General features: G+C 50.8%; 24 protein-coding genes. 20 read left to right on the forward strand and 4 right to left on the reverse strand.

Features of this window, described 5'->3' with window-relative positions; translation table 11 throughout:
* The first annotated feature begins 60 nt into the window (after positions 1-60).
* From HZB62_01365 to HZB62_01385, 5 genes are all read left to right on the forward strand, one after another.
* Positions 61-726 carry a formate hydrogenlyase gene (locus tag HZB62_01365; protein ID MBI5073808.1) on the forward strand — a complete coding sequence of 222 codons (666 nt, stop codon included), beginning with the start codon at positions 61-63 and terminating at the stop codon, positions 724-726.
* A 208-nt stretch (positions 727-934) separates the two neighbouring features.
* Positions 935-2,395, forward strand: a complete 1,461-nt coding sequence (locus HZB62_01370) for a hydrogenase 4 subunit F (protein ID MBI5073809.1) — start codon at positions 935-937, stop codon at positions 2,393-2,395.
* A gap of 7 nt (positions 2,396-2,402) precedes the next feature.
* Positions 2,403-3,977, forward strand: a complete 1,575-nt coding sequence (locus HZB62_01375; GenBank protein MBI5073810.1) for an NADH-quinone oxidoreductase subunit C — start codon at positions 2,403-2,405, stop codon at positions 3,975-3,977.
* Positions 3,978-4,149: 172 nt separating this feature from the next.
* Positions 4,150-4,656: an NADH-quinone oxidoreductase subunit B family protein gene (locus tag HZB62_01380; GenBank protein MBI5073811.1), complete on the forward strand. Its 507-nt coding sequence runs from the start codon at positions 4,150-4,152 to the stop codon at positions 4,654-4,656.
* Positions 4,657-4,988: 332 nt separating this feature from the next.
* Positions 4,989-8,138, forward strand: a complete 3,150-nt coding sequence (locus HZB62_01385) for a tetratricopeptide repeat protein (GenBank protein MBI5073812.1) — start codon at positions 4,989-4,991, stop codon at positions 8,136-8,138.
* 599 nt (positions 8,139-8,737) lie between these two features.
* Here the strand turns inward: HZB62_01385 and HZB62_01390 are convergent.
* Positions 8,738-9,406, reverse strand: coding sequence for a PilZ domain-containing protein (locus HZB62_01390; GenBank protein ID MBI5073813.1), 669 nt, complete (start codon positions 9,404-9,406; stop codon positions 8,738-8,740).
* Between the two features lie 235 nt (positions 9,407-9,641).
* Here HZB62_01390 and HZB62_01395 point away from each other — a divergent pair, with 235 nt between their 5' ends.
* The 9 genes from HZB62_01395 to HZB62_01435 all read left to right on the forward strand — a co-directional run bounded on the left by HZB62_01395 (position 9,642) and on the right by HZB62_01435 (position 13,222).
* Positions 9,642-10,043 carry a transcriptional repressor gene (locus tag HZB62_01395; protein MBI5073814.1) on the forward strand — a complete coding sequence of 134 codons (402 nt, stop codon included), beginning with the start codon at positions 9,642-9,644 and terminating at the stop codon, positions 10,041-10,043.
* Positions 10,044-10,063: 20 nt separating this feature from the next.
* Entirely contained in the window at positions 10,064-10,495 is a 432-nt protein-coding gene (locus tag HZB62_01400) for a hypothetical protein (GenBank protein MBI5073815.1), read from the forward strand.
* Positions 10,482-10,661 (forward strand): hypothetical protein, encoded by a 180-nt coding sequence (locus tag HZB62_01405; GenBank protein ID MBI5073816.1) that lies wholly within the window; start codon positions 10,482-10,484, stop codon positions 10,659-10,661. The genes HZB62_01400 and HZB62_01405 overlap by 14 nt, the downstream gene beginning before the upstream one ends.
* A gap of 42 nt (positions 10,662-10,703) precedes the next feature.
* The gene (locus tag HZB62_01410) at positions 10,704-11,183 is read left to right on the forward strand and encodes a rubredoxin (protein MBI5073817.1); all 480 of its coding nucleotides are present in this window, start codon (positions 10,704-10,706) and stop codon (positions 11,181-11,183) included.
* A gap of 55 nt (positions 11,184-11,238) precedes the next feature.
* On the forward strand, positions 11,239-11,355 hold the full coding sequence (locus HZB62_01415) for a desulfoferrodoxin FeS4 iron-binding domain-containing protein (protein MBI5073818.1): 117 nt from the start codon (positions 11,239-11,241) through the stop codon (positions 11,353-11,355).
* 96 nt (positions 11,356-11,451) lie between these two features.
* Positions 11,452-11,949 (forward strand): rubrerythrin family protein, encoded by a 498-nt coding sequence (locus HZB62_01420; GenBank protein MBI5073819.1) that lies wholly within the window; start codon positions 11,452-11,454, stop codon positions 11,947-11,949.
* A 3-nt stretch (positions 11,950-11,952) separates the two neighbouring features.
* Positions 11,953-12,528, forward strand: coding sequence for a flavodoxin family protein (locus HZB62_01425; GenBank protein MBI5073820.1), 576 nt, complete (start codon positions 11,953-11,955; stop codon positions 12,526-12,528).
* A gap of 206 nt (positions 12,529-12,734) precedes the next feature.
* Positions 12,735-12,947: a hypothetical protein gene (locus HZB62_01430; protein MBI5073821.1), complete on the forward strand. Its 213-nt coding sequence runs from the start codon at positions 12,735-12,737 to the stop codon at positions 12,945-12,947.
* Complete coding sequence (locus tag HZB62_01435) at positions 12,947-13,222, forward strand: type II toxin-antitoxin system YafQ family toxin (GenBank protein ID MBI5073822.1); 276 nt, start codon at positions 12,947-12,949, stop codon at positions 13,220-13,222. The genes HZB62_01430 and HZB62_01435 overlap by 1 nt, the downstream gene beginning before the upstream one ends.
* A gap of 805 nt (positions 13,223-14,027) precedes the next feature.
* On the opposite strand, the gene HZB62_01440 is transcribed toward HZB62_01435, so the two are convergent.
* Positions 14,028-14,414: a hypothetical protein gene (locus tag HZB62_01440; protein MBI5073823.1), complete on the reverse strand. Its 387-nt coding sequence runs from the start codon at positions 14,412-14,414 to the stop codon at positions 14,028-14,030.
* Positions 14,415-14,727: 313 nt separating this feature from the next.
* On the opposite strand from HZB62_01440, the gene HZB62_01445 reads away from it, so the two are divergent.
* From HZB62_01445 to HZB62_01470, 6 genes are all read left to right on the forward strand, one after another.
* The gene (locus tag HZB62_01445; GenBank protein ID MBI5073824.1) at positions 14,728-17,229 is read left to right on the forward strand and encodes a GAF domain-containing protein; all 2,502 of its coding nucleotides are present in this window, start codon (positions 14,728-14,730) and stop codon (positions 17,227-17,229) included.
* Positions 17,222-18,568, forward strand: a complete 1,347-nt coding sequence (locus HZB62_01450) for a sigma-54-dependent Fis family transcriptional regulator (protein ID MBI5073825.1) — start codon at positions 17,222-17,224, stop codon at positions 18,566-18,568. The genes HZB62_01445 and HZB62_01450 overlap by 8 nt, the downstream gene beginning before the upstream one ends.
* 67 nt (positions 18,569-18,635) lie before the next feature.
* Positions 18,636-19,034: a LysR family transcriptional regulator gene (locus HZB62_01455; GenBank protein ID MBI5073826.1), complete on the forward strand. Its 399-nt coding sequence runs from the start codon at positions 18,636-18,638 to the stop codon at positions 19,032-19,034.
* A complete protein-coding gene (locus tag HZB62_01460) occupies positions 19,034-19,855 on the forward strand; it encodes an extracellular solute-binding protein (GenBank protein ID MBI5073827.1) in 822 nt (273 codons plus the stop codon). Before HZB62_01455 ends, HZB62_01460 begins: the two co-directional genes overlap by 1 nt.
* Before the next feature lie 106 nt (positions 19,856-19,961).
* The gene (locus tag HZB62_01465) at positions 19,962-20,669 is read left to right on the forward strand and encodes an ABC transporter permease (GenBank protein ID MBI5073828.1); all 708 of its coding nucleotides are present in this window, start codon (positions 19,962-19,964) and stop codon (positions 20,667-20,669) included.
* Positions 20,666-21,313: an ATP-binding cassette domain-containing protein gene (locus HZB62_01470; protein ID MBI5073829.1), complete on the forward strand. Its 648-nt coding sequence runs from the start codon at positions 20,666-20,668 to the stop codon at positions 21,311-21,313. Before HZB62_01465 ends, HZB62_01470 begins: the two co-directional genes overlap by 4 nt.
* Before the next feature lie 33 nt (positions 21,314-21,346).
* On the opposite strand, the gene HZB62_01475 is transcribed toward HZB62_01470, so the two are convergent.
* Together HZB62_01475 and HZB62_01480 are read right to left on the reverse strand one after the other, a co-directional pair.
* A complete protein-coding gene (locus tag HZB62_01475; GenBank protein ID MBI5073830.1) occupies positions 21,347-22,234 on the reverse strand; it encodes a GTP-binding protein in 888 nt (295 codons plus the stop codon).
* A gap of 45 nt (positions 22,235-22,279) precedes the next feature.
* Positions 22,280-24,004 (reverse strand): PAS domain S-box protein, encoded by a 1,725-nt coding sequence (locus HZB62_01480; protein ID MBI5073831.1) that lies wholly within the window; start codon positions 24,002-24,004, stop codon positions 22,280-22,282.
* Positions 24,005-24,030 lie beyond the last annotated feature (26 nt).

Raw genomic sequence — 24,030 nt, forward strand, 5'->3', positions numbered from 1 at the left:
GGGTCAGGGATTGGTAAAGAACCAACCCCAAAACCCTAAACCCCAGTCCCCAAATAAGACATGAACCTGCATATTGCGGCTCAGATAAACAGCTTTCTTGCGGCCCTGGTCCTTCTTACCGCATTCGGCATGCTGGTGCAGAAGAGGGTGTACGGCCTTATCCATCTCTTTGCCTGGCAGGGCTTCTTTCTTTCTCTGAATACCGCCATTGTCGGCTTTGTTGCAGACAAGCATCATTTGTACATATCGTCCGTGCTGACCCTTTCTCTGAAGGTCTTTCTGCTTCCCTACATCCTCCATGTGCTTATCAATCGCCTCAAGATCCGCAAAGAGGTCGAAACGATCGTGAATATTCCGATGACCATGATGATCGGCATTGCGCTGGTAATATTTTCCTATCATCTTACCGCTCCTGTCAGGGAGCTCTCGAATCTCATAACACGCTCGACCCTTGCGGTAGCGCTGGCTACGGTCATGCTCGGGCTTCTGATGATGATCACCAGGAAACATGCGGTCACCCAGATCATAGGGTTTCTCGCGCTCGAAAACGGGCTCTTCTTCGCGGCGACGAGCGCGACATACGGCATGCCTCTTGTTGTTGAACTCGGCGTTGCCCTTGATGTGCTCATTGCAGCCTTTATCTTCGGCATCTTCTTCTTCCATATCCACAAGACCTTTGACAGTCTGGATGTTGAACAGATGGCACGTCTGAAGGAGGGGGATTAGAGCGTGAAGGCTTCAGACCGGACAAGCGGCTTCAAAGCCTTTCAAGGCGATATAATTTCTCTGGGCATTAGCGGTATGTGGAATAAGGCGATTTTTGCATATTCGCTCTCTTGGAGGATTTGGTGTCGGTGCTTGCGATGCGCTAAGGAATCGCTGCGAAAGGCTTTTGAGCCATCCTGCCCGGTCCTTCATCTTACGAGGGGTGGGTATGAATAGCAGTACAATGCTTCTGATCCTGTTGGGCGTTCCTCTTTGTGCGGCTGCAATATTGGCGTTTGTGGGAGACAGGAAATTTGCTCCAGAGATCAACATCTTCGGTTCTGCTGCAACGCTTGCAGCCGGTGCCGGGCTTGCGCTTGAGGTATATCTGCAGGGTCCCATGCTTGCAGGAGGGAAGTTCTTTTTTGTTGATGCCTTTAATATTTATCTCTCGGTGCTCACTTCTTTTGTCTCGATGACCACTGCCATGTTCAGCAGAGGATACATGAGGAGAGAGCGGGAGCATGGCCGTGTCGGCCATGTTGGTATGCGGTTTTACCATGCCATGTTCCAGCTTTTTATCTTTGCCATGCTGCTCTGTCTTCTGACGAATAACGTCGGCGTGCTCTGGATAGCCATGGAACTGGCAACCCTTTCGACAGTCCTGCTTGTCTCTCTGTATCGCACGCCCACAGCGATCGAAGCTGCATGGAAATACTTCATCCTCTGCGGCGTAGGCATAGCGCAGGCCCTGTTCGGGACCGTGCTGCTCTACTTTGCGGCAGAGAAGGTGTTAGGCGAAGGGGGAGAAGCCCTTCTCTGGACGAACCTGAGCAGGGTGAGCGGGAGCCTTGAACCGACCGTGCTTTCCCTTGCCTTTGTCTTTCTGATGGTGGGGTATGGGACCAAGGTCGGGCTTGTGCCGCTGCACAACTGGCTGCCGGATGCACACAGCGAAGGACCTACGCCCATATCTGCGGTGCTCTCTGGTCTCCTGCTCAATATTGCGCTGTATGCTCTTGTGCGGTGCAAGGTGCTGGTTGACGGATCAACCCATACGCATCAGGCAGGCAATATCATGATGGGCTTCGGGCTTCTTTCTATTCTCGTTGCGGCATTTTCTCTGCTCAGACAGAAGGATATCAAGCGCATGTTCTCCTATTCATCCATAGAACATATGGGCATAGCGACCTTTGCCTTTGGCCTCGGCGGTCCTATCGCCACCTTTGGGGCGCTTCTTCATATGCTTGTTCACAGTCTGGCGAAGTCAGCCATCTTCTTTACGGTCGGTCATGCCTCACAGATGCACCGGACCCAGGAGATGGACAGGATCAGGGGGCTTTTCAAGGGCAATCCTCTTGTCGGCTGGGGCCTTATGATAGGCGTAATGGCAATTGTCGGCATGCCGCCCTTCGGGATCTTTGCGAGCGAATTTCTGATACTTACTGCTACCATGAAGGACGCGCCTTATTTGACGCCCTTTCTTCTTCTCGGTCTTGGCGTCACCTTTGCCGCGCTGTTCAGAAAAGTTCAGCCCATGGTCGCCGGAGATATTCCGTCCTATCAAAAACCGGTCAAGGCCGCGCATCTGCCGGTGCTGCTCCATCTGGCCCTGGTGCTGATCATCGGCATTTATATGCCTGCTTTTCTGAACACGTGGTTTCATACGGCAGTGGAGTTATTGAAATGAGGGTGTCATGCTGAAAGAGGCCATCATATCAGTTTTTGGTGACGAAGCACGCTTTGAAAGCAGCCAGCATCCTGCAGCTGTGACCACCTGTATTGTGCAGCGGGGCAGATTTGCAGAGGCTGCAAAGGTGATGAAGAAGGCTTATGCGCTTCTGGCAGCAGAATGGGCGACTGACGAGACTGCCTTTGGCAGGGGGTTTGGTGTTTATGCCTGTTATCGGTGGGGGGCAGAGTATCTGATCGTTAAAACCGAACTGCCGTCAGACGATCTCAGGTTCCCGAGCCTGACGAAGAAGTTTGTCCCTGCATTCCGTTTCGAGCGGCAGATACAGAGCTTTATGGGCATTACGCCGGCAGGCAATCCTGATGCACGGCCCTGGATCAAGTTCGAGGACTGGCCTGCTGATGCCTGGCCGTTGCGGAAAACCTTTGATGCATCAAAACCCCTGGCCAGAGTGGCGGGGGAATACGCATGGGTCAGGGCAGAGGGTGAAGGTGTCTATGAGATACCGGTCGGTCCGGTACATGCAGGTATTATAGAGCCGGGCCATTTCCGTTTTCAGGCACTGGGGGAAGATGTGATCAACCTCGAAGAGCGGCTCGGTTATGTGCATAAAGGCATCGAGAAGAAATTCGAGTCACTTTCCTGGAAAGACGGTGCTCAGCTTGCGGGAAGGGTTTCAGGCGACACAACGGTGGCTCACAGCATTGCATACTGCATGGCGCTGGAATCCATGACCGGATGCCGGGTGCCTGAGCGTGCGCATTGGCTTAGAGCGCTGTTTCTTGAGCGGGAGAGGATCGCAAACCATCTTGGCGATATCGGTGCTATCTGCAATGATGCTGCTTTTGCATTTATGCTTTATCAGCTTGCACGTCTGCGGGAAATGATGGTCAGTACGAACTTAAAGCTCTTCGGCCATCGGTTCATCATGGACCGCGTAATTCCCGGGGGCGTATCGGTGGATATCGATCTTGCCGGCAGGGAAGCGATCCTGGCTGAAATGGATGTCCTTTCTAAAGATTTTGAAAGACTTGTTGTCATCTACGATGAGCATTCGTCTCTTGAAGACCGGGTGAGGGATACCGGTGTGCTCACTCCGGAAAGGGCAAGGGAGCTTTGCGTTGTCGGAATCGTTGCGAGGGCGAGCGGCATGAATCTTGACTGCCGCATATTCAATCCTTTTCCTCCCTATGATAAACACGACTACCTTGAGCTTGATGTGCCGGTGCTGATATCGGGGGATGTTCATGCACGGGCCTGGGTCAGGATACAGGAGGTCAGGGAGTCGATCAGGATCATCAGGAAATTCCTCGAAGATACGCCTGGAGGAGAGATAGCAGTTCCGGTCGCATTGCCGAGGCCTGACATATCGGGTTTTGCCGCGGTGGAGGGCTGGCGGGGCGAGATCATCTACTGGCTTCAGTCAGGGCCGCATAGCGAGGTGAACCGCTGTATGGTAAGGGACCCGTCCAGCGTCAACTGGCTTGCCCTTGAGCTGGCAGTATTAGGAAACATCGTGCCTGATTTTCCGCTCTGCAATAAGAGTTTCAACCAGTCGTATTCAGGACACGATCTGTAATGATAAACGGCTTCGTAAAAAGTCCGTATACTGCGTTGCGCTTCAAAACTCGTCACTGCGACGTATCGTTAGATACGCCTCTTTCCTCATTATTTCTTGCGCGCCTTGCCTCCGGAGTTTTTTACAAACCCGTCTCCTGTTGCACTCATTTTCGACGTTATACGAGGTTGTCATGATACGGATACTGCGGCAGATATTTCGGACCGGCATGGTAACCGAGCCGCTCCAGCCGGATATTGAGGCAGAGATCCGGGAGGTCGGGACGCGCCTTGAGGAGGCGATCAGGAAGAGGTTCAGGCGGAGTCTTACGATCAGACAGGTGGATGCGGGCTCCTGTAATGGCTGCGAACTGGAGATCCATGCCATGAATAACCCGGTCTACAACTGTGAACGGTTCGGCATGCACTTCACCGCATCTCCGCGTTTTGCTGACCTTCTGCTGGTAACCGGCCCGGTAACGCATAACATGGCGATCGCGCTCCGGAGGACCTATGATGCAACACCTGCACCCAAGCTGGTCGTGGCAGTGGGCGATTGCGGATGCAACGGCGGTGTTTTCGGCCAGAGCTATGCTTCGCTGGGAGGTGTTGACAAGGTCCTCCCTGTGGATGCCTATATCCCCGGTTGCCCGCCGACACCAACAGCCTTATTAAACGGGATATTGAAGGCGCTCAGCTAAGATTATCTTGTTGCGTATTGAAGACTATCTGCAAGGGAAGCTTCAATGCAAAATGAAATGTTTCTTGACAACTCCTTTGTCTTCCGCTACGCTGATGAAAATACCAAAGCTCCAATTCCTTGGGAGGGGACGATGAGACATAAACCGCAATGCGGATGCCGCAATGTATCAAAAGCTGGTTCTTTTCCATTTTTGCTTCAATCTTCAATCACATTCCTTACCCAACGAGTCATTTAGAGGTTCGTTGAAAATCGCGCCCTCAAGTGAAGCGTTCTCCATTTGCCCGACGTATTGAGCGAATAATGATATTTTTTGCTATAAGGAGGAACAGGATGAGTTACCCGACAAAACATCTATTACGAACAAGATTACGCTTTATTGTGGCGCTAATATTCCTGGCAAGTTTATTCTTAGGTTTATCGTCAGCAAGGGCTGGCGATTTCCTCGGGGCAGATGGAGTAATATCACTTGTCAAGAAGGCAACCGGATCTGCCGATAAGCAAGCAGCTGATCCCGGCAAGGAAGAAGCAAAACGGATAATGCGTGATCTTGAGAGTTTCAAGATGGCCCGGGCCAAGCTTCCGGTAGCGGAAGCAGTTGAACGCTGGTTGAAATTTTACGACCGCTTTCGGATGTTGCCGCCGGACGCCTTGAAGTCACAGCGTATAAACCCTTATGCACCGCCAAGCGCTGATGAATTGTCGATGAGAGCCCTTATCTCCGCCATCCCGTCGCCTGCAGCGTGGGACGAACTGAAGGCTCATGTTCTCGTGCGACAAACGACAGACGGCGGTAATCAGGAAGTCGTGCTTCGAATGCTGGTATATTTTTTGACTCAGGACAAAGCAAATCTGGAAAAGGCAGTTGCTGAATTTAAAACAAATGCTGCTCTGGGCGGGAACCGCGCTTCGTCATATCCGCTTCGGGAGTTTCGTGTCGATATGCAATTGCAGAAAAATGCAAAACGGACTGATGCCATTGTGGACACTTTCGATGCATATCTGCAATCGCTCAAGGGAGAGCGGCCAGAGGGACGTATAACGGTTCAGGTCCCTGACCTTGTGACGCTTGCTGGCGAAAAACGCGCAGAGGAACTGATTCTTAACGCCACCGCTATATCCGGTCTTTCCCTCAACGTCCCTTCGGGCGGCGCTACACTGGAACTTACCAAGCGATTGTTGCTGAAAAATATTGAGAAGATCACAGAGCCCCAATGGGAACTGGTTACTGGTATCTATGACGTTACCCTATACGAGGCATTGGACAAACGATTCCCCGACAAAGCAGGGAAAAAAGAGTCGTCACCCGATATCTTCCAGTCAGTCAATAAATATGGGTATCGCTCCACTATGGATGACAGTAGCCGTCGAAGAGCCAAGATATTTTACATCATGGGGCTTATCGCTCAAAATCGGATAACGGAAGCCACGGAAAAGGCGAAGGGGATGGAGTCTGCGGATTTCCAAAACAAGGACTTTGAAAAGAGCTGGCACTCCTTTGATAAATTACGATTTGCAACTGAATTGAACCAATTTTGTAAAGATCTGCTGACCAATCGTCCTGAGTTACAGCTTTGGAAAGAGTGCGGCTTAATTGCCGGTAGTGGCAAAGATTCAGAAGTCCTTATTACCATGATAGATGCAGCTGCCCAAAAGCCCAATATCGGTCTGGAATCGCGGCTCGGGATTCGAGAGCGGCAGATTGAGCTTCTGCTTGCTATGGATCGTGTGGATGATGCCGTTTCCCTGCTGCACGAAACGCTTATGGTCGATGCCGGACGGGAGACGCCCCAGGTCCAACTTGCAGTTACGCGGAGTAAGCTTAAACTGGCCTCGCGCATGTTCATCGTAGGAAGGCTGTTGGAGCGCAAGGAGCTGATACGGGAAGGTGAAGAAGTATTTCTTTCAGCTCTCAAGGATGCGGGACAGCGGATCAGCATTACGGATATGTCGAGTTGGAATGTGCGAGGTTCAGAATCGCCAATAGGGATGATGATTGATGCGTATTGGGAAAATGGTGATTTGGCAGGTGCGGAAAGGATGGTCGTGGCGGTGATACAGGCATTTCTTAAGGCTCCTGAGTTGAATGCGCAGCCAGCCGCACGCGATTGGGCGCTCAGCAGTGGCGTTCTTGCCGGACACCTGCTCAGACTGGCCGAAATCTATGACCGGGCCGGCCGTCATGAAGACGTATTGACGCTTTTGGAAAAAGCGGCATGGTGGGGAGGTGTCGATCTCATCGATATAGCTGATGAAAATATAGCACTGATCGCGATAACGGCAAAGGCTCTTCATTTGGCAGGACGCGACACCGAAGCGGTCGAAATGCTCAAGAGTCATCTATTGGGGAATCCGGGGGATGATTCAGCTTATATCATCCTGACCGAAATCCTCGGTGCTGCCGCAATCCCCTGGCTCGATACATTATATCTCCGCGACAGATTTGAGGAGCGCCCTCTCATCTGGAAGGCACATCTCCTGAAGAAGAATGGTAAGTTGGATGAGGCCGAAGCAACCATTCGGCAGGCACTGAAGATCGACCCCACTGATGGTGAGCAAAAGGCCGGAGATCGGGGGCGGGCCTATGTAGAACTTGTCGAGATACTCAAGGCCAAAGGAAAGACGGAAGATTCAGCTTTCTTCGAGCGGGTCGTTACTTCCATCAGAACCGCCGAGAGGGGGGATAAGTTCACCGAGGCGGGTCTTATACGGAAAAGTCTGGCCATGTATGAAGAAGCATCGAAAAGTTTTGCAGATGCCTATTGTGTTCAATGGCGTCTTGCCGAGCGCCTCTCCTCAATGGGGGATATGGAGGCGGCCAGAAAGCACTACGAAATAGCTTTCGAACGGATGCCGGAGCAGTTTGGTCAGGTTGCCAGGTTTTGTTTCGGCTGCGAGGGGGTATTCACACACCAGCAGAGCGTCAGCATTGCTGAAGAGGTGTTGACCGGGCTGGCTAAGACAGCGCCCCGTAAACCACAGGTTCATTATTTACTTGGGCAGCTTCGCGAGAGCCAGGGACGCAAGGACGAAGCTTACCGTCACTTCCGCACTGCTGCAGAAATCGACCTGCAATATCTGGATGCCTTGAAGGCAGCCTATTCACTTCGCAAAGATGTATTCCTGAGTCAGACTGAAGCTGATGAAATTGCGTTGCGTATGGTCAGGCTCGACCCTCGCAGCAGGCATGACAATCTCAGTGCCGATGAAATCGACGATTTGAAAGGCCTCTGGTCTATCTACGAGGACATTGGCAAAGAGAAGGTCAATATACCGAAGGGGTTATTAACTCTGACAGCGAGCAAGCAGGAATTGGAAGCACTGGTCAAAAAATTCGGTGTAGGCAGTGAATTCCTGGAATGGAAACGAAATAGCTATCGGGAGAATCGGGTCATTCCGGAGCCTGGTGACGCTGTGGTCAAAAACAATTTCATAAAGAAACTGCTCCAGGTTACAAGCCAAGGCGGCATGATGTTTGAGTAGCGCGGCATTCATAAGAAGATAAGAATCGTTGCAGAAGCAGAGGAGCGGCAAGACAGGCAGCTGAGCGGAGCAGCAGGTTTGCCCGAAGACTGATAATGATTTGAAATTATGAAGAAAGCCTTTTGAGAAAGCCTTTTGGGGACGTTGTTGAATTAGTTAACTTGTTGGTGAGGGTTGAAATAATAGTTCATGCCAAGGCAGGCGAGACTAGATTTTCCCGGCACATTACACCACGTAATATGCAGAGGGATAGAGAAAAGGGACATAGTCGCAGATGACAAAGACAGAGACAACTTTATCGGGGAAACATATTGGGGCCGTTGTTGAAGCAGTTAACTTATTGAGGAAGGGTTGAAATGAGGAAGAAGGGATCATGGGGGCAGGATTGACTATTGACTGACGCGCAGACCAGCAGGACTTTTACGACTGCAAAACACACTGCTGCCGGAAGCTACACAAGTTCCACTGCAGTGGCCTGGACAGGGACGACAAGCGCGTGGTCAGGATTGGTTGTCGTTTCTCTACAGCCGTAGAACAGTGAAATGGCTATGCCGTAATTACTAAATCCTCGTTGACTTCGCTGATTGTTTATCGTGCGGTTATGCCCCGCCGGAGATGAACTGCGTAAGGTCCTGGGCTTCCTTTTCCGATAACTGTCTGAAGGTTACGCCATAGAATACCGAACTGCCGGTCGGTGTTGATGTCTTTCTCACAACCTCTGACTTAAGCGAGAACCTGCTGCGATTCTTCGGGTTTACAAAGCTGACCTGAAGCTTTTCTCCGACCGGGAAATCGGAAACGCATTCAAAGGCCATACCGCTTTCACTGAAGTCCATGGATATGCCTGAGTAGCGGAGATTGCTCCCGTCCTGCTGAACGTTCACCAGGATGCGGAAAACGCGACGAGGTGACCGCAACAGGAACTTGGAGATCGCCGTCTGGAACTTGAGCTTTTCCACAGGAATGAAAAAGGTCTCCTGCACATCGAGGCTTCTGCACTCTCCCTGGGTAATGGTTGCGTTGAAGGGCAGTATCAGGATTTTCGGGACCTTCACAAACGAAGGGTTGTCTTTCAGGTCGGCAATATCAGCCCGGATCTCCTGAAAACTGTCGCTGCCGAACAGTACGATAAGAGCCGGCATGTCCGGGGACAGAAGAGCCTCGCGCACGTTCTCAAAAGAAATGTAAAGAAGATTGTCCTCTTTGAGGTAATGCTTCACCGTGTTGAAGACGTCTGCAGACCTTTCGATAACAAATATCTTTTTCATACGTTCCAAAACATATTGTAGCATGTTATCGTGATGTTTTTGCTATCATCTTCTTAATACATCTGCTTCCGGTTTCTAATGTTTTCCCTGTCTGTTTTTGAAAAGGTGATCTGCGTTCTGATATGCAGTTTTCAGTCTCCCTTCCCTCTGAGGGCTGCTGGCCGTGATTTTTTTCTTGACAAGAATAATTATTGTATGATAAAAATTATCAGACAATAATGAGTATCAATACAATATGCACAAATTTAGAGACATAGGTCTGAAGCTCACGCCGCAGCGGCTTGCCATACTCGATTTCCTCGATGGCAATACTGATCATCCGTCAGCGGATGATATCTATAAGGCGGTTTCTGTTCAGCATCCGACCATGTCCTTTGCAACGGTCTATAACACCCTGGACACGTTGAGGGAAAAAGGTCATATCCTTGAGCTGACGATCGATCCGGACAAAAAAAGATTCGATCCCTGCACAGACCCCCACCATCATCTTATCTGTTTGTCATGCAAGAGGGTCCAGGATATCCATATGACGTTCAACCTTGACCTGCCGGAAGCGATGAAAGGCAAATTCAGGATCACCGGAAACCATATCGAATTCTACGGGATCTGCCCTGTCTGCAGGACGAAGACCCATTAAAAGGAGGAGTATGTATGTGCATGGATCATAAAAAGACCTGCGTCTGCGGTGCGCAGACAGCAAGCTTTAATTTTCGCGACGAGGTGATGCCTGCGGAGCTCGTTGACAGGCTCTACTGCCCCCAGTGCAGTTCTTCTGTTGCCTTCGATGACCGGACCATGATCAGAGACAATGACTGGATAATAGACTTTGATATGGACATAGCACGGTTCTCCGGTCACAAGCTCTGCGGCGCAGAGATAACACCGGAGTATCTCTTTGATCAGGGGTACTGCACCTGGCGCGGAGTTTATCCGATGGACCATATCGACTCGGTGAAAGAGCGGGAAGAACTGGTCAAACTCTCCAGGATCAACCCGAAAAAGTACATCGAGGAGATCAGGAGATGGGGTATTGACCGGATGGACAGACTTGCGCGCGAGGGTTGGAGGAAGGCTCATGCAGGGCAGTGATATCAGCCAGAAGAAGAGCCCCTGCAGCACCAGGAATATTCCGGTGCCGGAATTCATTGCCTGCATCAAATGCGGCAATGAGATAGAGATATGGACGGATGAGGATGAAACGATCTGTCACACCTGCGGCCATAAGATCTTCAAGAAGGAATCAATAATTCACTGACTGTTTCATTCGAAACAGGACCCTTGACCACTGGAGCAAAGCATGGAAATATCTCTTGAAAAGATACCCGGAGGCCTGAGAGTGGACGGCCTTGATCTGAAGAACGGCAAATGCGGCTGCACATCAGTGCTGCCCTGCTGTTACAGCTGGACAAAAGTGAAGAGGAGCGGGAACACAGTCAGCTTTTCAGGCAAGGCAACAGGGCCGGAGTCTGTTGAACTGTTCGACTGGGGCTATAGCGTAAGAAAAGGCGATCTGACCGTCGAAGTGTCGATGGAGGACACTCGTGACAAAATAATATTCTCGGGATACTATCCGCCCCGTATTGAGGAATGGATAGAGAAGGGTTGGGAAGTTGTTTCAAGAACAGGCGAGCGGGAGGATTTCGGCCTCTGGCGTTGTGCCACCTGCAAATGGCTGTACAAAGAGAAGGATCAGGTTGCGAAGTTCGAAGATCTGCCGGACGACTGGAAATGCCCCACCTGCAAAGTCGGCAAGAATGCCTTTGAGAAGATTGGATAGGAAACGTTTCAGGAAAGAACACTCATACCAAAAAAAATAATCAGGGGAAAAGCTTATGACAAAAAAAGGCGAGAACTACAAGTGTGCAGTATGCGGCAATGAAGTTGCGGTTACAACCGGCGGTGGCGGCACCCTTTTTTGCTGCGGGAAGCCGATGGAAAAGATCGGCTGATATCAGGTCCGGCAGAAATGCAACTATAGTATAATGAGTTCTGAATACCGTGGAACACCGCATATCAAGATAACCATTACATAAGGAGGAGTCAGCATGGCATCAAAATCAGAGAAGAATCTTAAAGAGGCGTTTGCCGGGGAATCGCAGGCAAACAGGAAATACCTTGCCTTTGCCAAAAAGGCAGAAACAGAAGGTTACAAGCAGGCAGCAAAGCTTTTCAGGGCAGCAGCCGAGGCAGAGACCGTGCATGCGCATAACCATCTGAGGGAATTCGGCGGCATCAGATCGACAAAAGAGAACCTTGAGGCTGCCATCGGCGGCGAGACCTTCGAATTCGAGAGCATATACCCGAAGATGATCGCCGAGGCAAAGGCTGAAGGCAATGCCCTTGCAGAAAGGACCTTTGTATATGCGAACGAGGTGGAGAAGATCCATGCTGACCTGTATAAGAAGGCGCTTGAGACCCTGGGCAGGAATGCCGAGACGGATTACTATGTATGTCAGGTCTGCGGCAACACGGTAGAGGACCATGCGCCTGATGAATGCCCGATCTGCAAGGCGAAGAAACAGGCGTTCAGAAAGATCGACTGAACCATGAAGGTGCTCGCTTTTTTAGGCAGCCCGAGAGTTGACGGCAATACTGAGCTTCTGCTCAATGAGGCGATAAGGGCCGTTCAGGAGCAGGGGCATGAGGTGAAGATCTGCAAGCTTAACTACCTGCGCATCAAACCCTGTCAGGACTGCGGCGGATGTGACAAGAACGGTGTCTGTATCATTAATGACGACATGACCGAAATCTATCAGGATATCAGGGAGGCAGACAGGATCATCCTTGCCTCCCCGATCTTTTTCTTCGGCATGAGCGCCCAGGCAAAGGCTATGATAGACCGCTGTCAGTCATTCTGGTGTGAGAAGTACCTCCTGAAAAAGACGATACCTGAGGGTCTGCATGGCAGAAAAGGGCTTCTTATTCTTGTCGGCGGCATGAAAAAGGATATCGGCATCCAGTGCGGCGATGCTGCTGCAAAGGCATTCTTCAGGACGATCAGTGTCCCGAGCCATGAAGTGCTCGGTTTTCTCGGCGTCGATGCGAAGGGAGCAATTTCCGATCACCCCACTGCCCTGAAGGATGCATATGAGGCTGGAAAAAGGCTTGTGCAGACCCTGTAGCAGATCCCTGCTGCTTTTCTTCCATCGGGCACTTCGCCTGCACGTTGACGGCATTTCACACCGTATCATCTGATATCACACAGCGTCTATTTATGCGGGGTTGCGAGAAATTGACTATCAGGTGAACTACATAAAAACTACATACTGTTTCCTTGACGGAATTTTCCTGTATAGTCTGATAAAATAGGACATCAGGAGGTAATACCATGCAGGCAACATTACAGAAGCAGGCAAAGAAAGCTATAGACAATCTACCTGAAGACAAGTTGAAGGTGGTTATTGATTTTATGGGGTATCTGCAGGCAAAGGAGAAGATCCCCAATGCCTTGACGCGAGCAACATTCAAAAAGACCGATGAGGGGAAAGAATTAACCACTTACAAGGATGTTGACGAATTTTTTACGGAAATGGGCCTTTAATGCTTATATTTCGTACAACAACCCTATTCAAAAAAGACTTTAAGAAGGCTCAGAAACGCGGCAAGGACGTTGAAAGGCTGCGGGGGCTTATGAGATCACTTGCCAATGAAGACTCCCTCCCGGCGCGTCACCGTGACCATGCACTTACAGGCAATTACAAAGGCCGTCGGGAATGTCATATCGAACAGGACTGGCTGCTTATTTATAAGGTGGATCTTAAGGCAAGGGAGATCATCTTTGAGCGCACCGGCACACATTCTGATTTATTCGGCTGATATTAATACTCTGCCATAAACCGGCAAGAGCTGCATGAAATGCTCCGAGATCATGTCCTCTAAGGCTTATCACATTGCCATTGCGCAACCTCACTGCGGAGCCCTCAACAAACTTGACTATAATAGCATTCTCGAAATTATCGACAGGAATTCTACTATGCGCAGGTTTCTTTGGGGCTTGCCGCTTGATAAGTTCATCAAGCTCGATGGGACGCTGTTTGCTTTTTCCATAGCTCTCAGAGCATATGCCGACAAGAATGCCAAATATTATAACAGGCAGCCAGATAACAAATACTCTCCGAAAACTTCTTGTTAAATAGATACTGTTGCTCATTTTTCCCCACATAACGAATATTTTTTGCTTTATGGCTATTTCATCAGTTCACTATCACCCAGCTACTCTTGACGCATCCGCCCTGATGGGTATTTATCCAGACTCACGTCCTGCGCTTTATCCGCCACACCTTGCGGCGGGCTCTAACGCTGACTCTCCAGGTCAGGTCTCTCAGTCCTTACGCAGGTGGAGTTGTAGATCCAAATACACCATAAACAGCAGTATCTCTTAATACACGACCGGAGGAGCTATATATTTCTACCGTTAAGGTATGACGACCCGACCCGTTGTAATCAGCTGAAACTGGTATCCGGATATATCGGGCGTAGAGCCCGGGCGTGATGCCAATCTGGAGCGTCGGTGTCGAGATACTCTCTATGGTGAGAAAGTCGCTGCCATTATATATGACCCGTCCGTTAAGCAATATTCTCATCCTGTCTCCGGCCTGAGGGATATGTTTTTCATAAATCATCAGATCAAGGGTTTGCGAGCCAAGAAATACGCATTGGCAGGTGAGATGGTGACTCCTTCAACGATAATTCGGCCATATTGGTCATGATCTATCAACGATCTGTAGGGAAACTCGCCCGGCAGTTGAAATGTATATTCAAAAGAACCCCCGAGGGCAAGCCGATCAGCATTAAATTCAACTACACGATAGTATTCTTGTGTATCGTTGCCTACAGAAAGAGGGGCCGCCCCCCTGTTTATCCACCTGACCGTATCTCCCTTAAGAATGGTTAATTCAGCAGGATGTGGGCCGTTTTCATCAACCGTCACTTCGTAAGTTGCTGAGAAAGCGAGTGCCGGAAGCAGCCCCAACATAAGACTTAATAAAATAATACGTAATGTCTTCATGGTAAATCCTCCTTGTTTATATAGTTGGAATAGGCTTGATTTCCTGCATTGCAGCGCTTAGTCTGTCGTCCTGTGGTCCCCGTTCCCTCCTTCTGATACGACACCGTCAAAATACTGTCTGATGGCATGCTTATACCCGCTGACGCTCTTGCTGAAGATGCTATTGAGTTGGTGAATACTGGGCCGTCCCCTTTAAAAAAATACTTGAGGGAAGGAGTACTGTCAAGAAAATTGTATAAAGTTTGCTGCCATAATGGGCAGATCCTGCCGCAGTCCCTCCTCCCCACCATAGGGCAACGTGTTATAGTATTGCATGAAAACGCTTGTCCGGAAAGAGGCGGCAGCAACCCTTAAGACCTTTGACCTTCTGAATATGCCTGTCTTTCTTATCGACGAGTCCTTTGTCATCGTTTCCTGCAATGAAAGTTCTGCTGCGGTCTTTCTGTATGCCGGTGAGGAAATGACCGGCAAGCCCTTGAATGCAGTTGTGCTTCCGGACAGAAGGAATATCCTCAAGATGGCTGCTCTTCACCAGGGCATGCCGTCTGATATCAGCAGCTCCTATCCGGATACCCGGTTTCTTTCCTCCTGTATCAAAAAGAACGGAGACCTGTTTGATGCAAAGGTATCGATTATTCCCTCTCAGGAGAACGGTTCATCCCTCAGACTCGTTGTTGTGCAGGATATATCGGAGCAGCGGAAGCTTCAAAGAAAGGCTTTTCAGAGGACCAAAGAGCTTTCCATATTCAAGACCTTTGCCGACATCCTTGCGCGCCACGAGGCGATCGAGGCGATCATGCAGGAGAGCATTGCTATGCTGCTGGATATCATGGAAACAGAGCAGGGATGGATCTATCTCCTTGACGCTGATGCAGAGCTGCTCCATCTTCAGGTCGAGAAGAGTCAGATCAAAGGCGCTTATTCTGCGCAGAATCTGAAGCAGGGCGAATGCCTTTTTGGGAAGGTCTTTGCCTCAGGCATGCCGCTCCTCGTGGAGAGGGCGTCGCGCGACCCGAGGGTAACATCCCTGCAGACCGGCCCGGAAGGCATTGAGAGCGTGGTTGCTATCCCGATTCGCTCAAAAGGTATGTTCCTTGGCGTGCTGGGGCTTGCAAGCAGAAGACAGGCGTTCTTCACCTCCATGGATACGCAGCTCCTGGTGCCGATCGGAAACATGCTGGGAGTTGCCATCGAAAATATACGCCTGATCGAGCAGCTCCACTGGAACATGAAACAGATCGAGCTGATCAATGAGCTGAGCGGCATTGTTAACTCAAGCCTCAGCATAGGTACGATCTTCAGAATGATGGTGTCGGAGATCAGGAAGCTCATAGATTATGACAGGGCCAGTCTTCTGCTCTATGATGAGAAGGAGGATAACCTGCTTATCTTTGCTCTTGATACCGACATGCATACGATCATGGGCAAGGGGGTGAGGGCCCCGATCGAAGGGACGAGCGCCGGATGGGTCGTGAGGAATAACAGACCCTGGATCAGCCGCGATCTGCATGATACGAAATTTGCTCTCGACAAAAAACTGCTGAGAGAGGGCATCAGCTCAACCATAAGCATTCCGCTCTTTCACGACAAGATACTCGGTGTCTTCAACTTTGACAGCAGCAAGCCTGCGAACTATTCCGAGCGGGACCTTGATATCCTTCTGCCGGTTGCCAAGCATATATCGATCGCGCTGGAGAATGCGCTCCTTTTTCAGGAGATATCACGCGACAAGAAAGAATGGGAAAAGACCTTTGATGCCATCACGGACATGGTCTGGATAGAGGACATGAACCAGCGTGTCATCCGCGCAAACAGGACCGTACTTGCGCGGGCAGGTCTCACGTCAGCAGAGGCAGCCGGAAAAAGCTGCGGGGAACTGCTCGAGCGGGTCGGCGCGCTCGAGGAGGATTGCATCTGCCCGGAGACCATGGCAGGCAAGAGGCCCTGTTTTCGGGAGATGAAGGGCATGAGCGGCAATATCTTTCATTTCTGGACCTACCCTCTTATCGATGACGAGGGACGGCTCTATTCCCTTGTCCACTATCTTAAGGATGTGACCAGTCAGAAGCGGCTGGAGCAGCAACTGATACGCTCAGACAAGCTCGCATCCCTCGGCACGCTCGTTGCGGGCATAGCGCATGAGATCAACAACCCCCTCGGCATTATTGCAGGGTATTCCGAGGCGCTCCTTGACCGTGCGAAAGATGAGACCCTGCAGGGCGTTCCCGAGTTCGAAGATTTTCCCGAATATCTCCAGACGATCCATAACGAGATCTTCCGGTGCAAGGGCATACTCAGAAGCCTGCTTGATTTTGCGCGGCCGACAGGCGGCACGTTCCGCGAGATAGATATGAATGAGCTGATCAAGGAGGTCATACTTCTGGTGAACCACAGGGCCAAGAGGCTGAACCATGACATTGTGCTCAGCCTTGACAGGGATATCCCGAAGGTATTCGCAGACCCCGGCAACCTGAGGCAGGTATTCATGAACATCATCATCAATTCCATGTATTTCACTCCTGAGGGCGGCAGCATTACGATCGCAACCGAGCGGGATGCAGAAGGCGGGCTCCTGCAGCATGATCCGGGCGTCGGGGTCACGATCTCGGACACGGGCGCAGGGATCGATCCTGCCATACTGGGAAAAATATTCGATCCTTTTTTCACCACCAAACCGGTAGGAGAAGGCACTGGCCTCGGTCTTTCGATATGCCACAAGATCATTGAGGAGCACGGCGGCAGCATCGATGCGGTGAGCGAGCCCGGAGGCACGACATTTGTCATATGGATCCCCTTAAAGGCGGTCCATGATTAAGGTCCTTGTTGTTGATGATGAAGAGCCGCTCAGAAGGCTCCTGAAGAAGGAACTTGCGCGGAAAGGCTTTACTGCGGATGTTGCTCCTGACGGCAAGACCGCTCTCAGCCTTGCAAGGCAGAATACCTATGATGTTGTCCTGCTGGATATCATGATGCCCGGCGTGGACGGCATCACGGTCATGAAGAAGCTGAAGACAGATCCGTCGGCGCCTGCGATCATCGTCCTTACCGGAAAGGCAACGGTCGAAACAGCAGTAGAGGCAATGAAATACGGGGCTTACGACTATCTCACCAAGCCCTATAAGCTCGACGAACTGGTGATCATCATCAACAGGGCCTATGAATTCGGCAGATTGAGCATCAAGACACAGCTCCTTGAGCAGGAGCTCGTGAGAAAGGAAACTCCGTTCAGATTCATCAGCCGTTCACGTCAGATGAAAGAGATCCATGACCTGATACAGAAGATCGCTCCCACGGATTCTCCGGTATTTATTCAGGGAGAAAGCGGTACAGGCAAGGAATTGGTGGCCAATACGATCTGGCACTACAGCAGGCGCAACTCAGTGCCGATCATCGCCCTGAACTGCGCTACATTTTCAGAGAACCTGATCGAGTCAGAGGTCTTTGGTCATGAAAAGGGCGCTTTCACCAATGCGTATGAGACAAAGCACGGCATCGTTGAAGTTGCCGATAAGGGAACGCTCTTTCTTGATGAGATCGCCGAGATGCCGATCGGACTCCAGGCAAAACTTCTGAGATTTCTGGATACGGGCGAATTCAGACGCGTCGGCGGCAATAAGATCATGAATGTTGATGTCAGACTGATCGCTGCGACGAACCGGGATCTCCGGGATCTGATCAGGCAGGGAAGATTCAGGGAGGACCTGTACTACCGGCTTAATGTAATCAACATCACGATCCCGCCGCTAAGGGAACGGGCAGAAGATGTCGAAGAACTTGCAGGGTTCTTTGCCCGGAAATACAGCCAGAAACTTGCCAAGACCTTACGGGGCTTTACGCCTGATGCCCTTGGAGCGCTCTGCGGGTACAACTGGCCGGGAAATGTGCGCGAACTCGAGAACGTGATCGAGCGTGCGGTTATCCTCTGCGATTCTGAGACAATAGCCGGCAAGGATCTTTCGATCCCTGTTGCGCATGCGGCCGGCGATAAGGCAGCAGGCGGATCACTTGAGGAGATGGAACGTGACTACATCCTCAGAGTGCTCAGGGAGTTCCATGGCAATCAGTCGAAGACAAGTCAGGTCCTCGGCATTGACCGCAAGACCCTGTATCTTAAACTTAAGAAATACGGCCTCAGCGATTATCTGAAGAAGTAGTTTTTCTCCCAGCATGCAGGTTATTCCGCTCTTGCCTTTTCGTTATTCATTTTTGTATATTACGCCCATGCAGAAGAAGAAAAAGCCTGTTGTAAGGAGCAGTAAGCCCTTTGTCCGTTTCAGGGGGCATATTTGGCTTGACGGCAATGAGGGCACGTTTCTGGGGTATGGCCGGGTTGTTCTCCTTGAACGGATCCGTGAGCTTGGCTCGATAACAAAGGCTGCAAGATCCATGGAGCTGTCTTACCGCCGGGCCTGGGTGCTGATCGATTCGATGAACCGGCAGGCTCCAAAACCCTTTGTCGTGACCGCTGCGGGCGGCAAGGGCGGCGGCGGTACGCTGGTCACGGAAGAAGGAGAAAAAGCCATAAAAATATTCTGGAAGTTCCATGCCGATTTTCAAAAATTCCTTGAACATGAAGAAAAGAAGTCAGGCTATAAAAAAAAGTCACCTGAGGAGGAGTAATGGGAAGAAAGAGCAGATTATTTATCGCATTAATAGTGTGCGTGTCCGTATTCGTATCAGTGAACGCAACAGCGGCGACGGAGATCATCTGTTCTTCGACAACGAGCACTGAGAACTCCGGATTGTTTACCCATATCCTGCCGCTCTTCGAGAAGAAGACCGGGATCAAGGTGAAGGTTGTTGCGCGCGGCACTGGTGCTGCCATCGAGATGGGCAAGAGGGGTGATGCTGACGTTGCTTTTGTGCATGCAAAGGAGCAGGAACTGAAGGCTGTTGAGGAAGGTTTCTTTGTCAACCGCTCTGATGTTATGTACAACGATTTTGTTATTATCGGTCCAAATGATGATCCTGGTAAGATCAAGGGAATAAAATCAACCGTTGATGCATTCAAGAAGATAAGCGAGGTGTCCCAGTTCGTCTCCCGCGGTGACAACTCAGGCACTCACACCAAGGAGTTATCGATCTGGAAGAAGGCTGGTATTGAGCCAAAAGGGCAGAAGTGGTATCTCGAGGTCGGGCAGGGCATGGAAAAGACCCAGAGGATCGCAAACGAGAAAAGAGCCTATGCGCTCACTGACCGCGGCACCTGGCTTGCCACAAAGGACAAGGACAAACTCGATATGCTCATTGTCCACGAAGGTGATACAACGCTCTTCAACCAGTATGGTGTTATGGCCGTGAATCCCGAAAAGCACAAGCACGTGAAATACAAAGAAGCGATGGAGTTCGTGAACTGGCTCATATCAAAAGAGGGGCAGCAGGCGATTGCTGCGTTTAAGGACAGCTTAGGCAATCAGCTCTTCTACCCGAATGCAAAATAATGAGGCGTAAACGCGGGAAGGCGTGAATGGGCAGATGCGCTAAAACAGTTTGGTTGTCTCATGGTTTTTGCCGCATGGACGCATTTACGCATCCAGGCCCCTTAACATGGACGCACTGAGCCAGGCATTGGGAAAGGCTGTCTCTCTGATCTTCGGCCTTGACCGGGAGTTGACGGGTATTATCCTGCTTTCCCTCAAGGTCTCCGGATCAGCGCTTGTTGTTGCGACTGCACTGGCTCTTCCGCTCAGTGCAGTACTCGGTTTAAGAAAATTCCCGTTCCGCGGGATCGTTATAAGTCTGCTCAACACCTTCATGGGACTCCCCCCGGTGGTTGTCGGGCTTTTTGTGTATCTGCTTCTGTCCAGAAGCGGGCCTCTTGGGTTCATGGCTTTGTTGTATACTCCGTCGGCAATGATCGCAGCCCAAACCATACTTGCCTTTCCGATCGTGGCTTCTTTAAGCCACGCAGCGATCATGGGGGTCGATCCTGTCATACGGCAGGCGGCGACAACGCTGGGCGCAACCCCTTTTCAGGTATCACTGACTGTTATCAATGAGGCACGCTACGGGATCATGGCAGCAGTGATCGCAGGCTTCGGCAGGGTCATGGCAGAGGTCGGAGCGATCCTGATCGTCGGCGGCAATATCGCAGGGTTTACGCGTGTCATGACCACGACCATAGCGCTCGAAACAGACAAGGGGAATTTCGAACTTGCGCTGGCCCTGGGCGTCATACTGTTGTTGATCTCTCTTATGGTCAATGTGCTGCTTCATATTTTTCAGAAAAAAAGCATGCCAGGAGCCAGCAGATGAGTCTCAGTCTGCAGGCAGTCGGCATAGACAAGAGCTATAACAACAATCCTGTGCTGCAGGGCAGTTCCTGGTTTTTTAGGGAAAACGGAATATACGTGCTTACCGGCGCGAACGGCTGCGGCAAGTCTACATTTCTGCGTATATGCGCCCTGCTGGAGCAGCCGGATAGGGGAACAGTCAGGTATCTCGATGGAGCGCATGAGGCGCAGGACAACATCGCACTGAGGCGCAGGATAACCCTTGTTTTACCGAAGGCCGGACTCTTCAATATGTCAGTCTGCCGGAATGTTTCTTATGGTCTGCGCATTCGGGGCATATCCGGCAGGGAATCTAACGACAGGACTGACAGCGTTCTTGAATTCGCAGGGCTCAGCCATAAAAAGGATCAGAACGCGCTTACCCTCTCAAGCGGCGAGTCCCAGAGGATTGCAATTGCAAGGGCATTGGTTATTGAACCGGAGGTGCTTTTCCTTGATGAGCCGACTGCATCCATTGACGAAAAAAATACCGAGATCATTGAGAATATCATTCTTCAACTGAAGCAGCGCGGGAGGACTACGGTCATCATGACGACCCATGACCGCGCCCAGGCTGAACGGCTTGCCGACAGATTACTCTTTCTCGAAAAGGGCAGGATCGTTTGATGTAAGGCTGTAAAGAACTAAGCAGCGCAGCAGCTACAGGAAGGTTAAGGGCGAGGGGAATATTTTCAGAATGGCATCCCTTCGAATATCCCTGCCGATGATCACCAGCCTGCTGCCGCTGACATTTTTCCCGAAAGGTATGCTTTTGATGTTCGTGAATGACAGATCGAACTGGTGGGGCCCCTGCAGGGTATTCACGAGCGCCTTTGCCCTCACAATGTCGCCGTATTTGCCGATGGACATATCCTGAAAAAAGTCGCTGAGCCATTCATGGTCAAGGCTGTCTGCCAGTCTGAGGGATACCGTATCAAAGTGAAGATGATCAGCATGTCCGCGTATCGTTCGCTCTGTACCGATATTGCCGGGCAGGGTACTGCCGGTGACGCAGTTGACTGTGCTGAAGACAATGGCCTTGGGGTTCATCTGTTCAATGGTCTGGACTGTTCTTTCCGTTATATCTTTTTCGACAAGGTCTGTCTTGTTCACGAGGACTATGTCAGAGTTCGTGACTTGGTCCTCAAAGAACCGGCCGAACGCATCTTCGTGATTGAGTTCAAGAAATTCGGTGGCGTCTACGATGCCTACAACAGTGACTATGCTGATCTTCATGGTCTCAAGTGCCTCAAGAACTCCCGAGGGAGAGGCTATGCCGCTCGGTTCGATCAGGAGATGCTCCGGCGCAAAGGTCTCGCGTATCTTTTCGATGGAGGAGATGAGGTCGAACTTCAGGGTGCAGCAGACACATCCGCTTGGCAGTTCGATCGACTCAATGCCGTTTGCCGAGAAGATCTCGCCGTCAATGCCTGCCTTGCCGAAATCGTTCACCAGCACGACCGCCTTGCCTGAAATGTTCGTGACAAACTGTTGGATAAAGGTCGTCTTCCCTGATCCGAGCATGCCGCACACAATGGTTGTTCTCATGGTTTTACTATACCCAATGGTCGGGGTACTGCACAATCTGCGTTATCAATGTTTCTCTGTCTCTGAGCGAAGCGGCAAGCCTATCAGCACCGTGGTTCCTCGCCCTTCCTCACTGTCGAGTCTGATATATCCGCCATGCTGCTCAATGATCTGCTTGACGATATAGAGACCAAGCCCTGTGCCCTTTCCCTTTTCTTTGGTCGTATAGAACGGCAGAAATATCTGGTGTCTGATGCTGTCCTTGACCCCGTGACCGGTATCGGAAAAAGAGACTTCTGCGAACCTCCTGTCCCCTGAAATGTTTGTTGTCATTGTCAGAATGCCCTGTTTTTCCATGGCATGGAGGGCGTTGATCTGAAGATTTCTGACTACCTGCTCAAGCAGCATTTCATCACCGGTTATGATTATTTCTTCACCCGTATATCTTCTGACTACGGTACAAAGTTTAAGTATGCCGCTGACCTCAAGCAGTTCCGTAACTCTGTCAAGAAATCGGTGGAGACGGATCTCCTTCATCTCAGGCGTCTGAGGCTTGCCAATGGCCAGAAGATTATTCGCATGGAGGTTCAGGCGCTGGGTCTGTGAACTGAAGACCTCGGCACACTTTGTTGTAAGCTCGTCATTGTCTTCTCTCATGAGAAGCATCTCTGAATATCCGAGCAAACTGCTCAGAATGTTCTTGATCTCATGGCCGATGCTCCCGGCGATGACCGATACGGTCGCCATTTTCTCGGACTGCACCAACTGTATCTGAATGGCCTTACGCTCCGAGATGTCCCGGACAAAACCGGTTACCAGCATGTCACTGCCGGACCCTGAAACAGAGAGCGTAACCTCCATCGGAAAACCGGTTCCGTCCCTGCGCAATCCTTGTACCTCAAAAGGGTCCCCGCATCCCCTGTTTCTGCACAGCATGCACGATTCCTGCGCTGCCCGATATGAGGCCTGATCTTCTTCCTGAATAAGCTCCAGAACCGATCTTCCCAAAATGCTCTCACCCGGTCTGCCGAACAGCCGCTCTGCAGCATCGTTGAACAGGACAATGCCGCCGTCTTTGTCCACAGAGATAATCCCGTCGTGGGCAGAGCTGACCAGGCTGCGGTATTTGGCATGAGACCTCGCAATCTCCCGGTGCTGCAGATCGATACGCTTCGATGCCCGCCAAACGATACTGAAAAGGGTTATATACAGGAGACTGAAGCCGCCGAAGATCGATCTCCAAACGAGGCGTTTTCTCTGGTCAACGGCGAGTGACAGGTTCCTTACGTTCTGATAGATCTCGAAAACCGCGGCAACTCCTTTTTCATCCTGTAAAGACACGGGAACATAGAGTTCAAGAAGTCTGCCATGATTCTTCTCCGAAGCATGCTCCAGCTTTGATAACGAGCTTATCTCAGATACTATCCTGCCGGAAATAGCCTCCTGAAGGGGCCTGTTGTCAGGGAATTTAAGTCCAACAACGTCCCTGCTGTCGGCCCACAATACTGTCCCGTCAGTCCCCCAGATCTTGATCCGTTCAACATTCCTGCCCAATGTCAGATGCTCCACACGTCTGGAAAAAGGGTCATAGGCATCCCCGACCTTTGCTGAACGAAAGTCTTCCGGCATGAATTCATGGCGGGCCTCTTCCATGACAAGTGCCGCAGTTGTCTGTTTCGATTCCTCAACCATAAAATGCTCGAGGCTGTTCGTGATGATAAGACCGAGTGACACGCCAAATACGCAAAAGGCCATTATGCAGATAAGGGAAAATTTCTGAAGCAGCGTCATCCGAAATACACCGTCAGACAAACCTT

It is taken from the genome of Nitrospirota bacterium (assembly GCA_016214855.1).
GTDB lineage: Bacteria > Nitrospirota > Thermodesulfovibrionia > Thermodesulfovibrionales > UBA6898 > UBA6898.